Source organism: Streptomyces sp. NPDC032472 (assembly GCF_040636955.1).
Classification (GTDB): domain Bacteria; phylum Actinomycetota; class Actinomycetes; order Streptomycetales; family Streptomycetaceae; genus Streptomyces.
The window spans coordinates 20853-35322 of record NZ_JBEZVK010000014.1 but is presented as its reverse complement, the minus strand read 5'-3'; the positions used below and the strand labels follow the sequence as shown (position 1 = coordinate 35322).

The following is a 14470-nucleotide window of genomic DNA, read 5'->3' as shown; positions in this document are numbered from 1 at the left end:
TCCCGTCGGCTCCTCCCGGCCTTGGACCCTACAGCGCGAACCGCCGGTAACCCTGATGGATACCGATCGGTAACAACCCCTAGCGGCGCCCCCGGAGCCGCCTCTATGGTGCGGGCATGCCGAACCTGCCCGATGTCGTGCTGTGGTCCATACCCGCCTTCGTGCTGCTCACCGTCGTCGAGCTGGTGAGCTACCGGATCCATCCCGACGAGGACGCCGCCGGGTACGAGACCAAGGACGCGTTCACCAGCGTCGGCATGGGACTCGGCAGCCTCGTCTTCGACTTCCTCTGGAAGATCCCGGTCGTCGCGATCTACACGGCGGTCTACGAACTGACCCCGCTGCGGGTTCCCGTCCTGTGGTGGACGGTCCTGCTGATGCTGCTCGCGCAGGACTTCTGCTACTACTGGCAGCACCGCGGCCACCACGTCATCCGCATCCTGTGGGCCTGCCACGTCGTCCACCACAGCAGCCGGAAGTTCAACTTCACCACCGCGCTGCGCCAGCCGTGGACCAGCGCCACCTCCTGGCCGTTTTACCTGCCGATGATCGCCCTCGGCGTGCACCCGGCCGCCGTGGCCTTCTGCTACTCGGTCAACCTCGTCTACCAGTTCTGGATCCACACCGAGCGCATCGGCAAGCTGCCCCGGCCCGTGGAGTACGTCTTCAACACGCCCTCCCACCACCGCGTCCACCATGCCTCCCAGGGCGGCTACCTGGACCGCAACTTCGGCGGGATCCTCATCGTCTGGGACAGGATGTTCGGCTCCTGGGTCGGGGAGGAGGAGCGGCCCGTCTTCGGGCTGACGAAGAACATCAGCACCTACAACCCGCTGCGCGTCGCCACCCACGAGTACGCCGCCATCGCCCGCGACGTCCGGGCGGCCGCCACCTGGCGCGAGCGCGCGGGCCGGGTCTTCCGCGGACCGGGCTGGAGCCCCGTGCCCTCCGCCGCAGCCGCTGCGGCCGGTGCCACCGGTGCAGCCGGTACGCAGGGTACGACCGGCCCGGACCCGAGCCGCGGCCCGGCCGGCACCCCGGAGCGCGCCGCGTGAGCGCGGTGGCGGAGCCGCCGCAGGGCGCTGCCGCGTCCGCCGCGGCCCCGGCGGTCGGCCCGGCCCGGCGGGCGCTCCTCGGCCGCCTCGCGCTCGGCGCCTTCGCCGCCGCCACCGCCGCCGACCTCGCCGCGCTGCTCGCCGACTGGCACCCCGGGCACGTCCTCGCCAAGCCGCTGCTGATGCCGCTGCTCGTCGCGTACGTCGTCCTCACCCGCCCCCGGGCCCCGCGGCTGCTGGTGGCGGCCCTGCTCTTCGGCTGGGGCGGGGACCTGGCCCTGCTCTTCGACGCCGAGCCCGCCTTCCTGATCGGCATGGGCTCCTTCGCCGCCGGGCACGTCTGCTACCTCGTGCTCTTCGGCCGCGGCAGGACGCATCCCGGGCTCGGGGCCGCGTACGCCGCCGCCCTCCTCGGCACCGTCGGCCTGCTGTGGTCCGACCTGCCGGCGGCGCTGCGGATCCCCGTCGCCTGCTACAGCCTGCTGCTGACCGCCATGGCCTACCGCTCCAGTGCCCTCGGGCCGCGGGCCGGGCTCGGCGGGGCGCTGTTCCTGCTCTCCGACTCGCTGATCGCCACCGGGGTCGCCGCGTGGCCGCAGCTGCCCCGCCCCGACTTCTGGATCATGGCCACCTACGCGGCGGCCCAGTACCTGCTGGCCGGCGGCGCACTGGCCGCGGGGCAGGCGTACGGTAGGGAACTCGACCCGGCACGATCTGCCGGGTGAAATCCCCACCTGATCACCGGAGGGCTGCACCACCATGCGCGCCACCGTCATCCACGCCCCGCACGACATCCGCGTGGAGGAGGTGCCCGACGCTGCGATCCAGCGCCCCGAGGACGCCGTCGTCCGCGTGCTGCGTGCCTGCATCTGCGGCAGCGACCTGTGGGCCTACCGCGGCGAGGCCGCACGCGAGCCCGGCCAGCGCATCGGCCACGAGTTCCTCGGCATCGTCGAGGAGACCGGCTCCGCCGTCTCCGGCCTGAAGGCCGGCGACCTCGTCGTGGCCCCCTTCGTCTGGTCCGACGGCACCTGCGACTTCTGCTCCGAAGGCCTGTACACCTCCTGCGTGCACGGCGGCTTCTGGGGCTCGGTCGGCCACGACGGCGGCCAGGGCGAGGCCGTCCGCGTGCCGTACGCCGACGGCACCCTCGTCAAGCTGCCCGCCGAGGCCGCCTCCGACGACTACCTGCTGACCGGGCTGCTCGCCCTGTCCGACGTGCTGGGCACCGGCCACCACGCGGCGCTCGGCGCGGGCGTGCGCAAGGGCTCCACCGTGGCCGTCGTCGGCGACGGCGCGGTCGGCCTGTGCGGGGTGCTCGCCGCCAAGCGGCTCGGCGCCGAGCGGATCATCGCCCTGGGCCGGCACGGCGTCCGTACGGACATCGCCAAGCGCTTCGGCGCCACCGACGTGGTCGCCGAGCGCGGCGAGGCCGCGGAGGCCGCCGTGCGCGAGCTCACCGGCGGCCAGGGCGCGCACGCCGTCATCGAGGCGGTCGGCACCGAGCAGTCCATGCGCACCGCCGTGCGGATCACCCGCGACGGCGGCACCATCGGCTACGTCGGCGTCCCGCACGGCAGCGCCACCGGCCTCGACCTCGACGAGATGTTCGACCGCAACATCAGCCTGCGCGGCGGGGTGGCCCCGGTGCGCGCGTACATCCCGGAGCTGCTCGAGGACGTGCTGAGCGGCGCGATCGACCCGGCGCCCGTCTTCGACCGGGCCGTGTCCCTGGACGGGGTCCCGGACGGCTACCGCGCGATGGACGACCGCAGCGCCCTGAAGGTGATCATCACCCCGTGACGCCCGCGTGAACGGCCGAGGGGCCGGCCGGGGAGGAATCCCCCGACCGGCCCCTTGCCGCGTTCCCGCGGCGGAAGGGTTACTTGACGGCCTTCAGCGCGTCCACGACGCCGTAGCCGTAGTAGCCCGTCTGGCCCCACTTGCTCTGGCAGGTGGTGGCGTCGATCAGCGTGCCGGTGGCGTCGTACACCTGCGTCGGGCAGGTCGCCTTGGTGGCCTGCTCCTTCATCATCCGCTGGAGCTGCGCGGGCGTGGCCTTCGGGTGGGCGCTCTTGAGCAGCGCCGCGACGCCCGAGACGTGCGGGGCGGCCATCGAGGTGCCCTGCTTGTAGCCCCAGCCGCCGCCCGGGAGGGTGGACAGCACGCGGCCGTTGGCGTCCGGGGTGGCCGGGACCTGCCACTTGTCGCCGCCGGGGCCGGCCACGTCGACGACGCCGAGGCCGTAGCTGGAGTAGTACGAGCGGAAGCCCTTGTCACCGGTGGCGGAGACCGTGACGACGCCCGGCAGCTGCGTCGGCAGGTCCAGGCACTCGTGCGGGTTGATGGTGCGCGTCACCGCGGTGCCGTCGTCGGGGCTGGTCGTGTCCTCGATCGAGTCCGCCGACAGGTCCCAGTTGGAGTTGCCGGCCGAGGCCACGTTGAGGGTGCCCTTGCGCTCCGCGTAGCGGGTCGCCCGGGTTATCGCCTCGACGAGGGCCTTCTGGTCGTCGTCGTTCTTGCAGTTGAAGTACCACGGGTCGACGTAGTAGCTGTTGTTCGTCACGTCGATGCCGTGCTCGGCGGCGAAGACGAAGCCGCAGACGACCGCCTCGGTGAAGAACAGGCTGGTGCCCGGCTCGCTCACCTTGATGGCGGCGAGCTTCACGCCCGGCGCGACGCCCGCGACGCCGATGCCGTTGCGGGCGGCCGCGATGGTGCCGGCCACGTGGGTGCCGTGGTCGCTGCCGTCCGCGTACGGGCGCCAGGCGCCGGCGGAGGTGTCCGCGACGCCGCCGACGCAGTTCGCCGACTTGTTCGCGGCGAAGTTCGGTGCGAGATCCGGGTGGGTGTCGTCGACACCCGTGTCGATGACGCCCACCGTCACGTCGGGGCTGCCATCGTTGATCTTGTGAGCCTCGTCGGCCTTGATCGCCCGCAGGTCCCACTGGTTGGGCTCCAGCGGCTCCTGCCCCTCCGTGGCCACCGCCGCGGCCTTGGCGGCGTCCGCCGCGCTGAGCTTCTGGGTGGCGCCCTCGTCGGTGGTCTGCACCGTCTTCAGGGGGGCCGTACGGGTGGCGCCGACCGACACGAAGAGGTTGCGCTGCGCCCGCAGCGTCTTGGCGAACTCGGGGTTCTGGGAGTGCGCGACGACCACGCCGATCTGGTCGTAGGCCGTCACCACCGTGCCGCCCGCGGCCTCGATGGCCTTCTTCGCCTGCTCCGCCGTGCCGTACGCGGTCAGGTTCGCCACGTACGACAGCTTCGGGCCGGTGGTGTCGGGCTTCGCAGCCGTCACGCCCGCCGTGGTGCCCACCGGGGCGGCCGAGGCCGCGACGGAGGGAAGGAAGGCGAGGGAGGCGGTGAGCGCCAAGCCGACCGGAACGGCGAGACGCCGGCGGCCGGATCCCAGATGAGCCATGGGTTCTCCACATCATCCGTGAAAAAGTCGTCCGCGCGCGGTCGCGCAGGACGACGGGTTCATGACACGCGAACCTAGCGCTGACGTTCGCCTTTGCGCCATCAGTTCGAGAAATCAGTTTCCAAAGAATCAGCGGGCGTTGAACCGTCCCGACGCTTCGGCCGTGCCGTTGTCAGGGGGACCGGTGCGCCGTTCCCCCACACGGAGGTTGATTTGTCCGTCCCCACCGCACCCGCGTCACAAGGAGAGCCCCCCGTGACCACCCAAGCAGCGCCGCCGCCGGGCAGCGCGGGAACGCCCACGGCAAGCCCCACGGCCGAACAGTTCGAAGCCGTCCAGCACAGCCCCGAGTTCGCCGCGCTGCGCCGCTCGCACCGCGCGTTCGCCTTCCCGCTCACGGTGGCCTTCATCGCCTGGTACCTGGTGTACGTGCTGCTGTCCAACTACGCCGGCGGCTTCATGGGGACCAAGCTGTTCGGCAACATCAACGTCGCCCTCGTCCTCGGCCTCGGCCAGTTCGCCACGACGTTCCTCATCGCCTGGCTGTACTCCCGCCACGCCGCCGCCAAGCTCGACCCGCAGGCCGCGGCGATCAAGGAGCGGATGGAGGCCGACGCATGAGCGGCGCCACCCTCCACGCCACCACGACGGCCGCCGGGGCCACCGAGCACCGGCCGCTGATCATCACCCTGTTCGGGCTGTTCGTCGTCGCCACTCTGATCATCACGATCTGGGCCGGCCGCCAGACCCGAGACGCCGCCGACTTCTACGCGGGCGGCCGCCAGTTCACCGGCTTCCAGAACGGCCTGGCCATCTCCGGCGACTACATGTCCGCCGCGTCCTTCCTCGGCATCGCCGGCGCCATCGCGCTCTTCGGCTACGACGGCTTCCTCTACTCCATCGGCTTCCTCGTCGCCTGGCTCGTGGCCCTGCTGCTGGTCGCCGAGCCGCTGCGCAACTCCGGCCGCTACACGATGGGCGACGTGCTCGCGTTCCGGATGCGCCAGCGCCCGGTCCGCACCGCCGCCGGCACCTCCACCATCGTGGTCTCGATCTTCTACCTGCTCGCCCAGATGGCCGGCGCCGGCGTCCTCGTCTCGCTGCTGCTCGGCATCACCAGCGACGGCGGCAAGGTCGCCGTGGTCGCGCTGGTCGGCGTACTGATGATCGTCTACGTGACCATCGGCGGCATGAAGGGCACCACCTGGGTCCAGATGATCAAGGCGGTGCTGCTCATCGCCGGCGCCCTGCTGATCACCTTCCTGGTCCTGCTGAAGTTCCACTTCAACATCTCCGACCTGCTGGGCAAGGCCGCCGAGAACAGCGGGAAGGGCGCCAAGTTCCTCGAACCCGGCCTGAAGTACGGCAAGGACTCCACCACCAAGCTGGACTTCATCTCGCTCGGCCTGGCCCTTGTGCTCGGCACCGCCGGACTGCCGCACATCCTGATCCGCTTCTACACGGTTCCCACCGCCAAGGCCGCCCGCAAGTCCGTCAACTGGGCCATCGGCATCATCGGCGCCTTCTACCTGATGACCATCGCCCTCGGCTTCGGCGCCGCCGCCCTGCTCAAGCGGACCGACATCATCGCCTCCAACAAGGCCGGCAACACCGCCGCCCCGCTCGTCGCCCAGGAGCTCGGCGGCGGAGCCGGTTCCACCGGCGGTGCGATCCTGCTCGCCGTGATCTCGGCCGTCGCCTTCGCCACCATCCTCGCCGTGGTCGCCGGGCTCACCCTCGCCTCCTCCTCGTCCTTCGCCCACGACCTGTACGTGAACGTGATCCGCAAGGGCAACGCCACAGAACAGGAGGAGGTCCGGGCCGCCCGCTGGTCCACCGTGGTCATCGGCGCCGTCGCCATCGGCCTCGGGGCCCTCGCACGCGACCTCAACGTCGCCGGCCTGGTCGCCCTCGCCTTCGCGGTCGCGGCCTCCGCCAACCTGCCGACGATCCTCTACAGCCTCTTCTGGAAGCGGTTCACCACCCGCGGCGCCACGTGGTCGATCTACGGGGGCCTGGTCTCCTCGGTCGTCCTGGTGCTCTTCTCCCCGGTCGTCTCCGGCAAGCCCACCTCGATGTTCAAGGAAGCCGACTTCTACTGGTTCCCCCTGGAGAACCCCGGCATCATCTCCATCCCGCTCGGCTTCCTGCTGGGCTGGCTGGGCACCATGCTGTCCGAGGAGGCGGCCGACCCCAAGAAGTTCGCGGAGCTCGAGGTCCGCTCCCTCACCGGCACGGGCGCGCACTGACACACCTTGCTCACCCGAGCCCCGGCCCCCGTGGCGCCGTGCTCCTGTGAGAGGGACCGAACACCCAGCGTGGCCGTGTCGTACGTCCCTACGACACGGCCGCGTCGCCTCTCGTTCAATCGGGTATCACAACAAGGCACAACCGTCGCGTAGGCTCGATCACAGCGCATGCACACTCCATCACGGCGGCGCAGACCTCTTGGAACCGGACAGGGGAGGGGGCCCACAGTGCTTCTCGACACCTACGGCCGCGTGGCCACTGACCTGCGCGTCTCGCTCACCGACCGGTGCAATCTGCGCTGTACGTACTGCATGCCCGAGGAGGGCCTGCAGTGGCTGGGCAAGTCGGACCTGCTGACCGACGAGGAGATAGTCCGGCTGATTCGCATCGCCGTCACGCAGCTCGGGATCACCGAGGTCCGCTTCACCGGCGGCGAGCCGCTGCTGCGCCCCGGCCTGGTGGGGATCGTCGAGCAGTGCGCGGCCCTGGAGCCCCGCCCCAAGATGTCGCTGACCACCAACGGCATAGGCCTCAAGCGCACCGCACAGGCGCTCAAGGCCGCCGGACTGGACCGGGTCAACGTCTCCCTCGACACCCTGCGGCCCGACGTCTTCAAGACGCTCACCCGCCGTGACCGCCACCACGACGTCCTCGACGGCATGGCCGCCGCCCGCGAGGCCGGCCTGACCCCCGTCAAGGTCAACGCCGTCCTGATGCCCGGCCTCAACGACGACGAGGCCCCCGACCTGCTCGCCTGGGCCGTCGACAACGGCTACGAGCTCCGCTTCATCGAGCAGATGCCGCTGGACGCCCAGCACGGCTGGAAGCGCGACGGCATGATCACCGCAGGGGACATCCTGGCCTCCCTGCGCACCCGCTTCACCCTCACCGAGGAGGGCGCCGACGAGCGCGGCTCCGCCCCGGCCGAGCGCTGGCTCGTCGACGGCGGCCCGGCCACCGTCGGCGTCATCGCCTCCGTGACCCGGCCCTTCTGCGGGGCCTGCGACCGCACCCGGCTCACCGCCGACGGCCAGATCCGCACCTGCCTCTTCGCCACCGAGGAGTCCGACCTGCGCGGAGCCCTGCGGTCCGGCGCCCCGGACGAGGAGATCGCCCGCCTGTGGAAGGTGGCGATGTGGGGCAAGAAGGCCGGCTCCGGCCTCGACGACCCGAGCTTCCTGCAGCCCGACCGCCCGATGTCGGCGATCGGCGGCTGACCGCCCTTCCCTGCGAGGCGCAGCCGCCCAGGGGCGGCTGACCACCCCTGGGCGCTGCCCCGCCTACGGGCGCTCCGAGCCCTCCGGCTGCACCCACTCGTCGAGCTTCACGACGTCCTTCAGGAAGCCGCGGACCCCCAGGAACTGCGAGAGGTGCTCGCGGTGCTCCTCGCACGCCAGCCAGGTCTTGCGGCGCTCCGGCGTGTGCAGCTTCGGGTTGTTCCACGCCAGGACCCAGACGGCCGCGTCGCGGCAGCCCTTGGCGGAGCAGGTGGGAGTCTCGGGAGAGTCAGGGGAGTTCACGCCCCAACCCTACAAACCGGCCCCGGGAAAGGGCGACGCCGAGCAGCCACGGGGGGAGCTGCCCGGCGTCGGTCCGTCGCTCCGACGGGGGATGCGGAGCGCGTAGGCAGTATGTCACGCAGGACCCGGTGCAGTGCACCGGAACTTCATGATTGATCTGAGCTTTTCTTGAGGTTTCCCGTACCCAGTGCCGGACGCACAGGCGAGGGGATGAAGTTCGAGGGCAGCGTGGGCGTCGACTCGCGCCCCGCGTTGGCGATGACGACGGCCACGTACGGCAGCAGCGCACCCGCGACGAGCGTCACGATGGCCACGTGGCGCTCCACGTTCCACAGGACCACGGTCGCCAGGACCGACAGGGTCCTGATCGTCATGGAGACCACGTACCGGCGCTGCCGCCCGCGCACGTCCTCCTCAAGGCCCATCCGGGCCCCGGTGATCCGGAAGACCTCGGCCCCGTTCCGCTTCTTCCGCAGCACGCTCCACCGCCCGATCCGACGCGCCGGACACTCCCCGGTCCGGTCCCTCCCACCGTACGCCGCGTCCTGCGGCGAGGAGGAGAGGGGGTGCCCCGAACGGAACCGTCCGACATGCGCGCTACGCCGGACGGGTCGACACTGGGCCCACATGCGCACGACGCGCCACGAGGAGGCTCGACATGCAGTGGTTGTGGGCGATCATCGTAGGTTTCGTCCTGGGCCTCCTGGCCCGGGCCATCCTGCCGGGCAAACAGCACCAGCCGCTCTGGCTGACCACCCTGTTCGGCATCGCCGGAGCCATCCTCGGCAACGCCGTCTCCGGCTGGATCGGAGTCGAGGAGACCAAGGGCATCGACTGGATCCGGCACCTGCTCCAGCTGGCCGGAGCGATCCTGATCGTGGGCCTCGGCGACATGCTCTACATGTCCCTGTGGGGCAACCGGAGGAAGCAGACGACCTGAGGGCCCGCCCGCGGCATGCCGCAGGGGCCGGCCGGACGGTGTGCGTCCGGACCGGCCCCTGCGCCGTGTCCGCTCCTGCCGGCCCACCCCGGTGCGGGGCGCGCCGTACGGGTCCTCAGGCGCCCGTGACCTCCACCGCGGCCAGGTTCTTCTTGCCGCGGCGCAGCACCAGCCAGCGCCCGTGCAGCAGGTCCTCCGCGGCCGGGACCGCGTCCTCGGCGGTGACCTTCACGTTGTTCACGTAGGCACCGCCCTCCTTCACGGTCCGGCGGCCGGCGGACTTGCTCGCGACCAGCCCGGTCTCCGCGAACAGGTCCACCACGAGACCCGGCTCGGAGACCTTCGCCTGCGGCAGCTCGGACAGGGCCGCGGCCAGCGTGGCCTCGTCCAGCTCCGCCAGCTCGCCCTGGCCGAACAGCGCCTTCGACGCGGCGATCACGGCCGCGCACTGGTCGGCGCCGTGCACCAGGGTGGTCAGCTCCTCCGCCAGCGCCCGCTGGGCGGCGCGCGCCTGCGGCCGCTCGGCGGTCTGCTGCTCCAGCTCCTCCAGCTCCTCGCGGGACTTGAAGGACAGGATCCGCAGGTAGGTCGAGACGTCCCGGTCGTCCACGTTCAGCCAGAACTGGTAGAACGCGTACGGCGTGGTCATCTCCGGGTCGAGCCAGACGGCGCCGCTCTCGGTCTTGCCGAACTTGGTGCCGTCCGCCTTCACCATCAGCGGGGTCGCCAGCGCGTGGACCTGCGCCTCGGGCTCCAGCTTGTGGATCAGGTCCAGGCCGGCCACCAGGTTGCCCCACTGGTCCGAACCGCCCTGCTGGAGCGTGCACCCGTGGCGCCGGTACAGCTCCAGGAAGTCCATGCCCTGGAGCAGCTGGTAGCTGAACTCGGTGTAGCTGATGCCCTCCTGGGACTCCAGCCGGCGGGCGACGGAGTCCTTGGTCAGCATCTTGTTGACGCGGAAGTGCTTGCCGATGTCCCGCAGGAACTCGATGGCGGACAGGCCCGCCGTCCAGTCCAGGTTGTTCACCATGACCGCCGCGTTCTCGCCCTCGAAGGACAGGAACGGCTCGATCTGGGTGCGCAGGCGCGTCACCCAGTTCGCGACGGTCTCCGGGTCGTTCAGGGTGCGCTCGGCGGTCGGGCGCGGGTCACCGATCTGGCCGGTGGCCCCGCCGACCAGCGCCAGCGGCCGGTGCCCGGCCTGCTGGAGCCGGCGTACGGTCAGGACCTGCACGAGGTGGCCCACGTGCAGGGACGCCGCTGTCGGGTCGAACCCGCAATAGAACGTGACAGGACCGTCCGCGAAGGCCTTGCGCAGCGCTTCTTCATCGGTGGACTGGGCGAAAAGGCCCCGCCACTTCAGCTCGTCGACGATGTCCGTCACAGTCGTGACTCTCCTTGAAGGATGGAGTGAGTAGGGGTGCGGATGAGGGGTTCGACGCACATTCTAGGTGGTCAGACGCCCTTGCTGACCGAACTCATGTTGAAATCCGGGATACGCAGGGCCGGCATGGCGGTCCGGGTGAACCAGTCGCTCCACTCGCGGGGCAGGGTCTTCTCCGTCCGGCCGGCCTCCGTGGCCCGCGACAGCAGGTCCACGGGGGACTCGTTGAAGCGGAAGTTGTTGACCTCCCCGACGACCTCCCCGTTCTCCACGAGGTAGACGCCGTCCCGGGTCAGGCCCGTCAGCAGCAGGGTCGCCGGGTCCACCTCACGGATGTACCACAGGCACGTCAGCAGCAGGCCCCGATCGGTGGCGGCCACCATCTCCTCCAGCGACTTGTCCCCGCCGCCGTCCAGGAGCAGGTTGCCGAAGCCGGGGGAGAGCGGTTGCCTTGTCAGGGCCGCGGTGTGCCGGGTCGTGGTCAGCCGGGCCAGCTCGCCGTCCTTGATCCAGTCGGTCGCGGGGACCGGCAGGCCGTTGTCGAACACCGACGCGTCGTCGCCCGAGCTGTGCGCGATCACGAACGGTGCCGACTCCAGGCCCGGTGCGTGCGGGTCGCTGCGCAGGGTCAGCGGCAGCTGCGACAGCTTCTCGCCCAGCCGGGTGCCGCCGCCGGGCTTGGAGAACACCGTCCGGCCCTCCACCGCGTCCCGGGCCGCCGCGGACCACATCTGGTAGATCAGCAGGTCGGCCACGGCAGTCGGGGGCAGCAGCGTCTCGTACCGCCCGGCCGGCAGGTCGATCCGCCGCTCCGCCCAGCCCAGCCGTACGGCGAGCTCCGCGTCCAGCACGGTCGGGTCCACGTCCTTGAAGTCCCGCGTGGCGCGGCCGGCCCAGGCCGAGCGCTGCCGGTCGGGGGACTTGGCGTTGACCTCCAGCGTGCCGTTGGGCTGGTCGTGGCGCAGCCGCAGCCCGGTCGAGGTCCCGACGTACGTGGAGACCATGGTGTGGTGGGCGAAGCCGTACAGCTCCCGGCCGCCCGCACGGGCCCGGGCGAACGCCTCGCCGAGGGCCGGGGCGAAGTCCGTGAACACGGCCGAGGAGGTCTCGGCGGGAGCGTCGGCGAAGTCCGGCGAGGAAGGGGTCCCGGTGACCAGCGGCTGCGCGTCCTCCGCCGGGCCCGCGCCGCGGGCGGCCGCCTCGGCGGCCCGGACCAGCGGCTCCAGGTCCTCGGCGGTCACGGCGGAGCGCGTGACGACCCCCGAGGCCGTGCCCTCCTTGCCGTCGACCGTGGCGATGACCGTCAGGGTCCGGCCCCGGGTGACGCCGTTGGTGGTGAGCGCGTTGCCCGCCCAGCGCAGGTTGGCCGAGGACTCCTCGTCGGCGATGACGACGCAGCCGTCGGCGGTGGACAGCTCCAGGGCCCGCTCGACGATCTCGTGGGGCTTGGTGCGTCCGTTCGAAAGCGTGCTCATCGGCCGGCCTCCTGGGTGGTGTTCAGGATGTTCACGTCGCGGAACAGCGCGGAGGGGCACCCGTGCGAGACCGCCGCGACCTGGCCCGGCTGGGCCTTGCCGCAGTTGAAGGCACCGCCGAGCACGTACGTCTGCGGGCCGCCGACCTTCTCCATGGAGCCCCAGAAGTCGGTGGTGGTGGCCTGGTAGGCGACGTCGCGCAGCTGGCCGGCCAGCCGGCCGTTCTCGATGCGGAAGAACCGCTGCCCGGTGAACTGGAAGTTGTAGCGCTGCATGTCGATCGACCAGGAGCGGTCGCCGACCACGTAGATGCCGCGCTCGACCCCGCCGATCAGGTCCTCGGTGGACAGCCCGCCCGGATCCGGCTGCAGCGAGACGTTCGCCATGCGCTGGACGGGCACGTGCCCGGGGGAGTCGGCGAAGGCGCAGCCGTTGGAGCGGCCCAGGCCCGTCAGGCGCGCGATCCGGCGGTCCAGCTGGTAGCCGACCAGGGTGCCGTCCTTGACCAGGTCCCAGCTCTGCGCCTGGACGCCCTCGTCGTCGAAGCCGACGGTGGCCAGGCCGTGCTCGGCGGTGCGGTCACCGGTCACGTTCATGATCGGGGAGCCGTACTTGAGCGTGCCCAGCTGGTCGAAGGTGGCGAAGGAGGTGCCCGCGTACGCGGCCTCGTAGCCCAGCGCCCGGTCGAGCTCGGTGGCGTGGCCGATGGACTCGTGGATGGTCAGCCACAGGTTGGACGGGTCGACGACCAGGTCGTACCGGCCGGCCTCGACGCCCGGCGCGCGCATCTTCTCGGCGAGCAGGGAGGGCATCTCCTCCAGCTCGGAGTCCCAGTCCCAGCCGGTGCCGGTCAGGTACTCCCAGCCGCGGCCTGTCGGCGGGGCGATGGTGCGCATCGAGTCGAACTCGCCGGTGGTGGCGTTCACGGCGACCGCGGTGAGCTGCGGGTGGATCCGCACCCGCTGCTGGGTGGTCGTGGTGCCCGCGGTGTCGGCGTAGAACTTGTTCTCGTGCACGGCGAGGAGGGAGGCGTCCACGTGCGCGACCCCGTCGGCGGCCAGCAGGCGCGAGCTCCAGTCGGCCAGCAGGGCAGCCTTGTCCGCGTCCGGCACTTCGAAGGGGTCGACGTCGTAGGCGGAGATCCACGTCCTGTCGGAGTGCACCGGCTCGTCGGCGAGCTCGACCCGCTCGTCGGAGCCCGCCGCCTTGATCACCTGGGCCGACAGCTTCGCCATGGCCACGGCCTGCGAGGCCACCCGGGCGGCGCCGTCCATGGTCAGGTCCACACCGGAGGCGAACCCCCAGGCGCCCCCGTGCACCACGCGGACGGCGTACCCGAGGTCGGTGGTGTCGGACCCGCCGGCCGGCTTGGCGTCCCGCAGCCGCCAGGAGGCGCTGCGGATCCGCTCCAGCCGGAAGTCGGCGTGCTCGGAGCCCAGCGCGCGGGCCCGGGCGAGCGCCGCGTCGGCGAGCGCCCTCAGGGGCAGCGCGGTGAAGGCCGCGTCGATGGAATGGGGCACGGAATTCCTCCCGAGGTCGGGGCCGGTCCCCCCGATCATGGCGCGCCCGGGGCGCTCGTGCCTACCACTTTCTGTAGGGACTCGACAGAGCCCGTCCCCGGGCCCTGTGGGAGACCGATTCTGCGCACGGCAGGCGGGGCCTATAGGTTTCTGGTACTCAGACCGCTAGTCGAAAGGGTGATCCGTTGAGCCGCTCGGTTCTCGTCACCGGAGGAAACCGGGGCATCGGCCTCGCCATCGCCCGAGCCTTCGCACAGGCGGGCGACAAGGTCGCGATCACGTACCGCTCGGGCGAGCCGCCCGAGGAGCTCACCGCGCTCGGCGTCCTGGCGGTCCGCTGCGACATCACCGACTCCGAGCAGGTGGAGCAGGCCTACAAGGAGATCGAGGACACCCACGGCGCGGTCGAGGTGCTGGTGGCCAACGCCGGCATCACCAAGGACACGCTGCTGATGCGCATGTCCGAGGAGGACTTCGCCTCCGTCCTGGACACCAACCTCACCGGCACCTTCCGCGTCGTCAAGCGCGCGAACCGCGGCATGCTCCGCGCCAAGAAGGGCCGTGTCGTCCTGATCTCCTCGGTCGTCGGCCTCCTCGGCTCGGCCGGCCAGGCCAACTACGCCGCCTCCAAGGCCGCCCTGGTCGGCTTCGCCCGCTCCCTCGCCCGCGAGCTGGGGTCGCGCAACATCACCTTCAACGTGGTCGCCCCCGGTTTCGTGGACACCGACATGACGAAGGTGCTCACCGACGAGCAGCGTGCGGCCATCGTGGCGAACGTGCCGCTCGCCCGCTACGCGCAGCCCGAGGAGATCGCGGCAGCCGTCAGCTTCCTGGCGTCCGACGACGCCGCGTACATCACTGGAGCCGTCATTCCCGTTGACGGCGGATTGGGCATGGGTCACTGA

At 71.3% G+C, this 14470-nt stretch carries 14 protein-coding genes; 8 read left to right on the top strand and 6 right to left on the bottom strand.

The annotated features are described in order from the left end of the window. Window positions 1–116 precede the first annotated feature (116 nt). The 3 genes from AB0F11_RS11575 (at window position 117) to AB0F11_RS11565 (ending at window position 2858) form a co-directional block, all read left to right on the top strand. Window positions 117–1055 carry a sterol desaturase family protein gene (locus AB0F11_RS11575; RefSeq protein WP_362170930.1) on the top strand — a complete coding sequence of 313 codons (939 nt, stop codon included), beginning with the start codon at window positions 117–119 and terminating at the stop codon, window positions 1053–1055. A 134-nt stretch (window positions 1056–1189) separates the two neighbouring features. Beyond that, window positions 1190–1780, top strand: a complete 591-nt coding sequence (locus AB0F11_RS11570) for a lysoplasmalogenase (RefSeq protein WP_362171195.1) — start codon at window positions 1190–1192, stop codon at window positions 1778–1780. 34 nt (window positions 1781–1814) lie between these two features. After that, on the top strand, window positions 1815–2858 hold the full coding sequence (locus tag AB0F11_RS11565; RefSeq protein WP_362170927.1) for a zinc-dependent alcohol dehydrogenase family protein: 1044 nt from the start codon (window positions 1815–1817) through the stop codon (window positions 2856–2858). 79 nt (window positions 2859–2937) lie between these two features. Here AB0F11_RS11565 and AB0F11_RS11560 read toward each other — a convergent pair whose 3' ends face one another. After that, window positions 2938–4476, bottom strand: coding sequence for a S8 family serine peptidase (locus AB0F11_RS11560; protein WP_362170924.1), 1539 nt, complete (start codon window positions 4474–4476; stop codon window positions 2938–2940). Window positions 4477–4731: 255 nt separating this feature from the next. Between AB0F11_RS11560 and AB0F11_RS11555 the strand changes: the two genes are divergently transcribed. From AB0F11_RS11555 to moaA, 3 genes are all read left to right on the top strand, one after another. Continuing rightward, the gene (locus AB0F11_RS11555; RefSeq protein ID WP_362170921.1) at window positions 4732–5097 is read left to right on the top strand and encodes a DUF485 domain-containing protein; all 366 of its coding nucleotides are present in this window, start codon (window positions 4732–4734) and stop codon (window positions 5095–5097) included. Further along, window positions 5094–6725 (top strand): cation acetate symporter, encoded by a 1632-nt coding sequence (locus AB0F11_RS11550; protein WP_362170918.1) that lies wholly within the window; start codon window positions 5094–5096, stop codon window positions 6723–6725. Before AB0F11_RS11555 ends, AB0F11_RS11550 begins: the two co-directional genes overlap by 4 nt. Before the next feature lie 228 nt (window positions 6726–6953). Next, the gene (gene moaA, locus AB0F11_RS11545; protein WP_362170915.1) at window positions 6954–7943 is read left to right on the top strand and encodes a GTP 3',8-cyclase MoaA; all 990 of its coding nucleotides are present in this window, start codon (window positions 6954–6956) and stop codon (window positions 7941–7943) included. A 63-nt stretch (window positions 7944–8006) separates the two neighbouring features. Here moaA and AB0F11_RS11540 read toward each other — a convergent pair whose 3' ends face one another. After that, complete coding sequence (locus AB0F11_RS11540; RefSeq protein ID WP_362170912.1) at window positions 8007–8246, bottom strand: hypothetical protein; 240 nt, start codon at window positions 8244–8246, stop codon at window positions 8007–8009. Window positions 8247–8392: 146 nt separating this feature from the next. Then, the gene (locus AB0F11_RS11535) at window positions 8393–8725 is read right to left on the bottom strand and encodes a DUF3099 domain-containing protein (RefSeq protein ID WP_362170910.1); all 333 of its coding nucleotides are present in this window, start codon (window positions 8723–8725) and stop codon (window positions 8393–8395) included. A 179-nt stretch (window positions 8726–8904) separates the two neighbouring features. Between AB0F11_RS11535 and AB0F11_RS11530 the strand changes: the two genes are divergently transcribed. After that, a complete protein-coding gene (locus tag AB0F11_RS11530) occupies window positions 8905–9186 on the top strand; it encodes a GlsB/YeaQ/YmgE family stress response membrane protein (protein WP_362170907.1) in 282 nt (93 codons plus the stop codon). Window positions 9187–9301: 115 nt separating this feature from the next. Here AB0F11_RS11530 and tyrS read toward each other — a convergent pair whose 3' ends face one another. From tyrS to AB0F11_RS11515, 3 genes are all read right to left on the bottom strand, one after another. Then, window positions 9302–10570 carry a tyrosine--tRNA ligase gene (tyrS, locus tag AB0F11_RS11525; protein ID WP_362170904.1) on the bottom strand — a complete coding sequence of 423 codons (1269 nt, stop codon included), beginning with the start codon at window positions 10568–10570 and terminating at the stop codon, window positions 9302–9304. Between the two features lie 71 nt (window positions 10571–10641). Then, window positions 10642–12045, bottom strand: coding sequence for a metallopeptidase TldD-related protein (locus tag AB0F11_RS11520; RefSeq protein ID WP_362170901.1), 1404 nt, complete (start codon window positions 12043–12045; stop codon window positions 10642–10644). Further along, entirely contained in the window at window positions 12042–13565 is a 1524-nt protein-coding gene (locus tag AB0F11_RS11515) for a TldD/PmbA family protein (protein WP_362170898.1), read from the bottom strand. Before AB0F11_RS11515 ends, AB0F11_RS11520 begins: the two co-directional genes overlap by 4 nt. A 185-nt stretch (window positions 13566–13750) precedes the next feature. On the opposite strand from AB0F11_RS11515, the gene fabG reads away from it, so the two are divergent. Continuing rightward, on the top strand, window positions 13751–14470 hold the full coding sequence (fabG, locus tag AB0F11_RS11510; RefSeq protein ID WP_362170896.1) for a 3-oxoacyl-[acyl-carrier-protein] reductase: 720 nt from the start codon (window positions 13751–13753) through the stop codon (window positions 14468–14470).

What these genes read in the sequence shown, in the direction of transcription:
- AB0F11_RS11550 (WP_362170918.1), top strand. Translation starts at nt 5,094, where the DNA reads ATGAGCGGCGCCACCCTCCACGCCACCACGACGGCCGCCGGGGCCACC.
- AB0F11_RS11565 (WP_362170927.1), top strand. Translation starts at nt 1,815, where the DNA reads ATGCGCGCCACCGTCATCCACGCCCCGCACGACATCCGCGTGGAGGAG.
- AB0F11_RS11560 (WP_362170924.1), bottom strand. Translation starts at nt 4,476, where the DNA reads ATGGCTCATCTGGGATCCGGCCGCCGGCGTCTCGCCGTTCCGGTCGGC.
- AB0F11_RS11520 (WP_362170901.1), bottom strand. Translation starts at nt 12,045, where the DNA reads ATGAGCACGCTTTCGAACGGACGCACCAAGCCCCACGAGATCGTCGAG.
- AB0F11_RS11575 (WP_362170930.1), top strand. Translation starts at nt 117, where the DNA reads ATGCCGAACCTGCCCGATGTCGTGCTGTGGTCCATACCCGCCTTCGTG.
- AB0F11_RS11530 (WP_362170907.1), top strand. Translation starts at nt 8,905, where the DNA reads ATGCAGTGGTTGTGGGCGATCATCGTAGGTTTCGTCCTGGGCCTCCTG.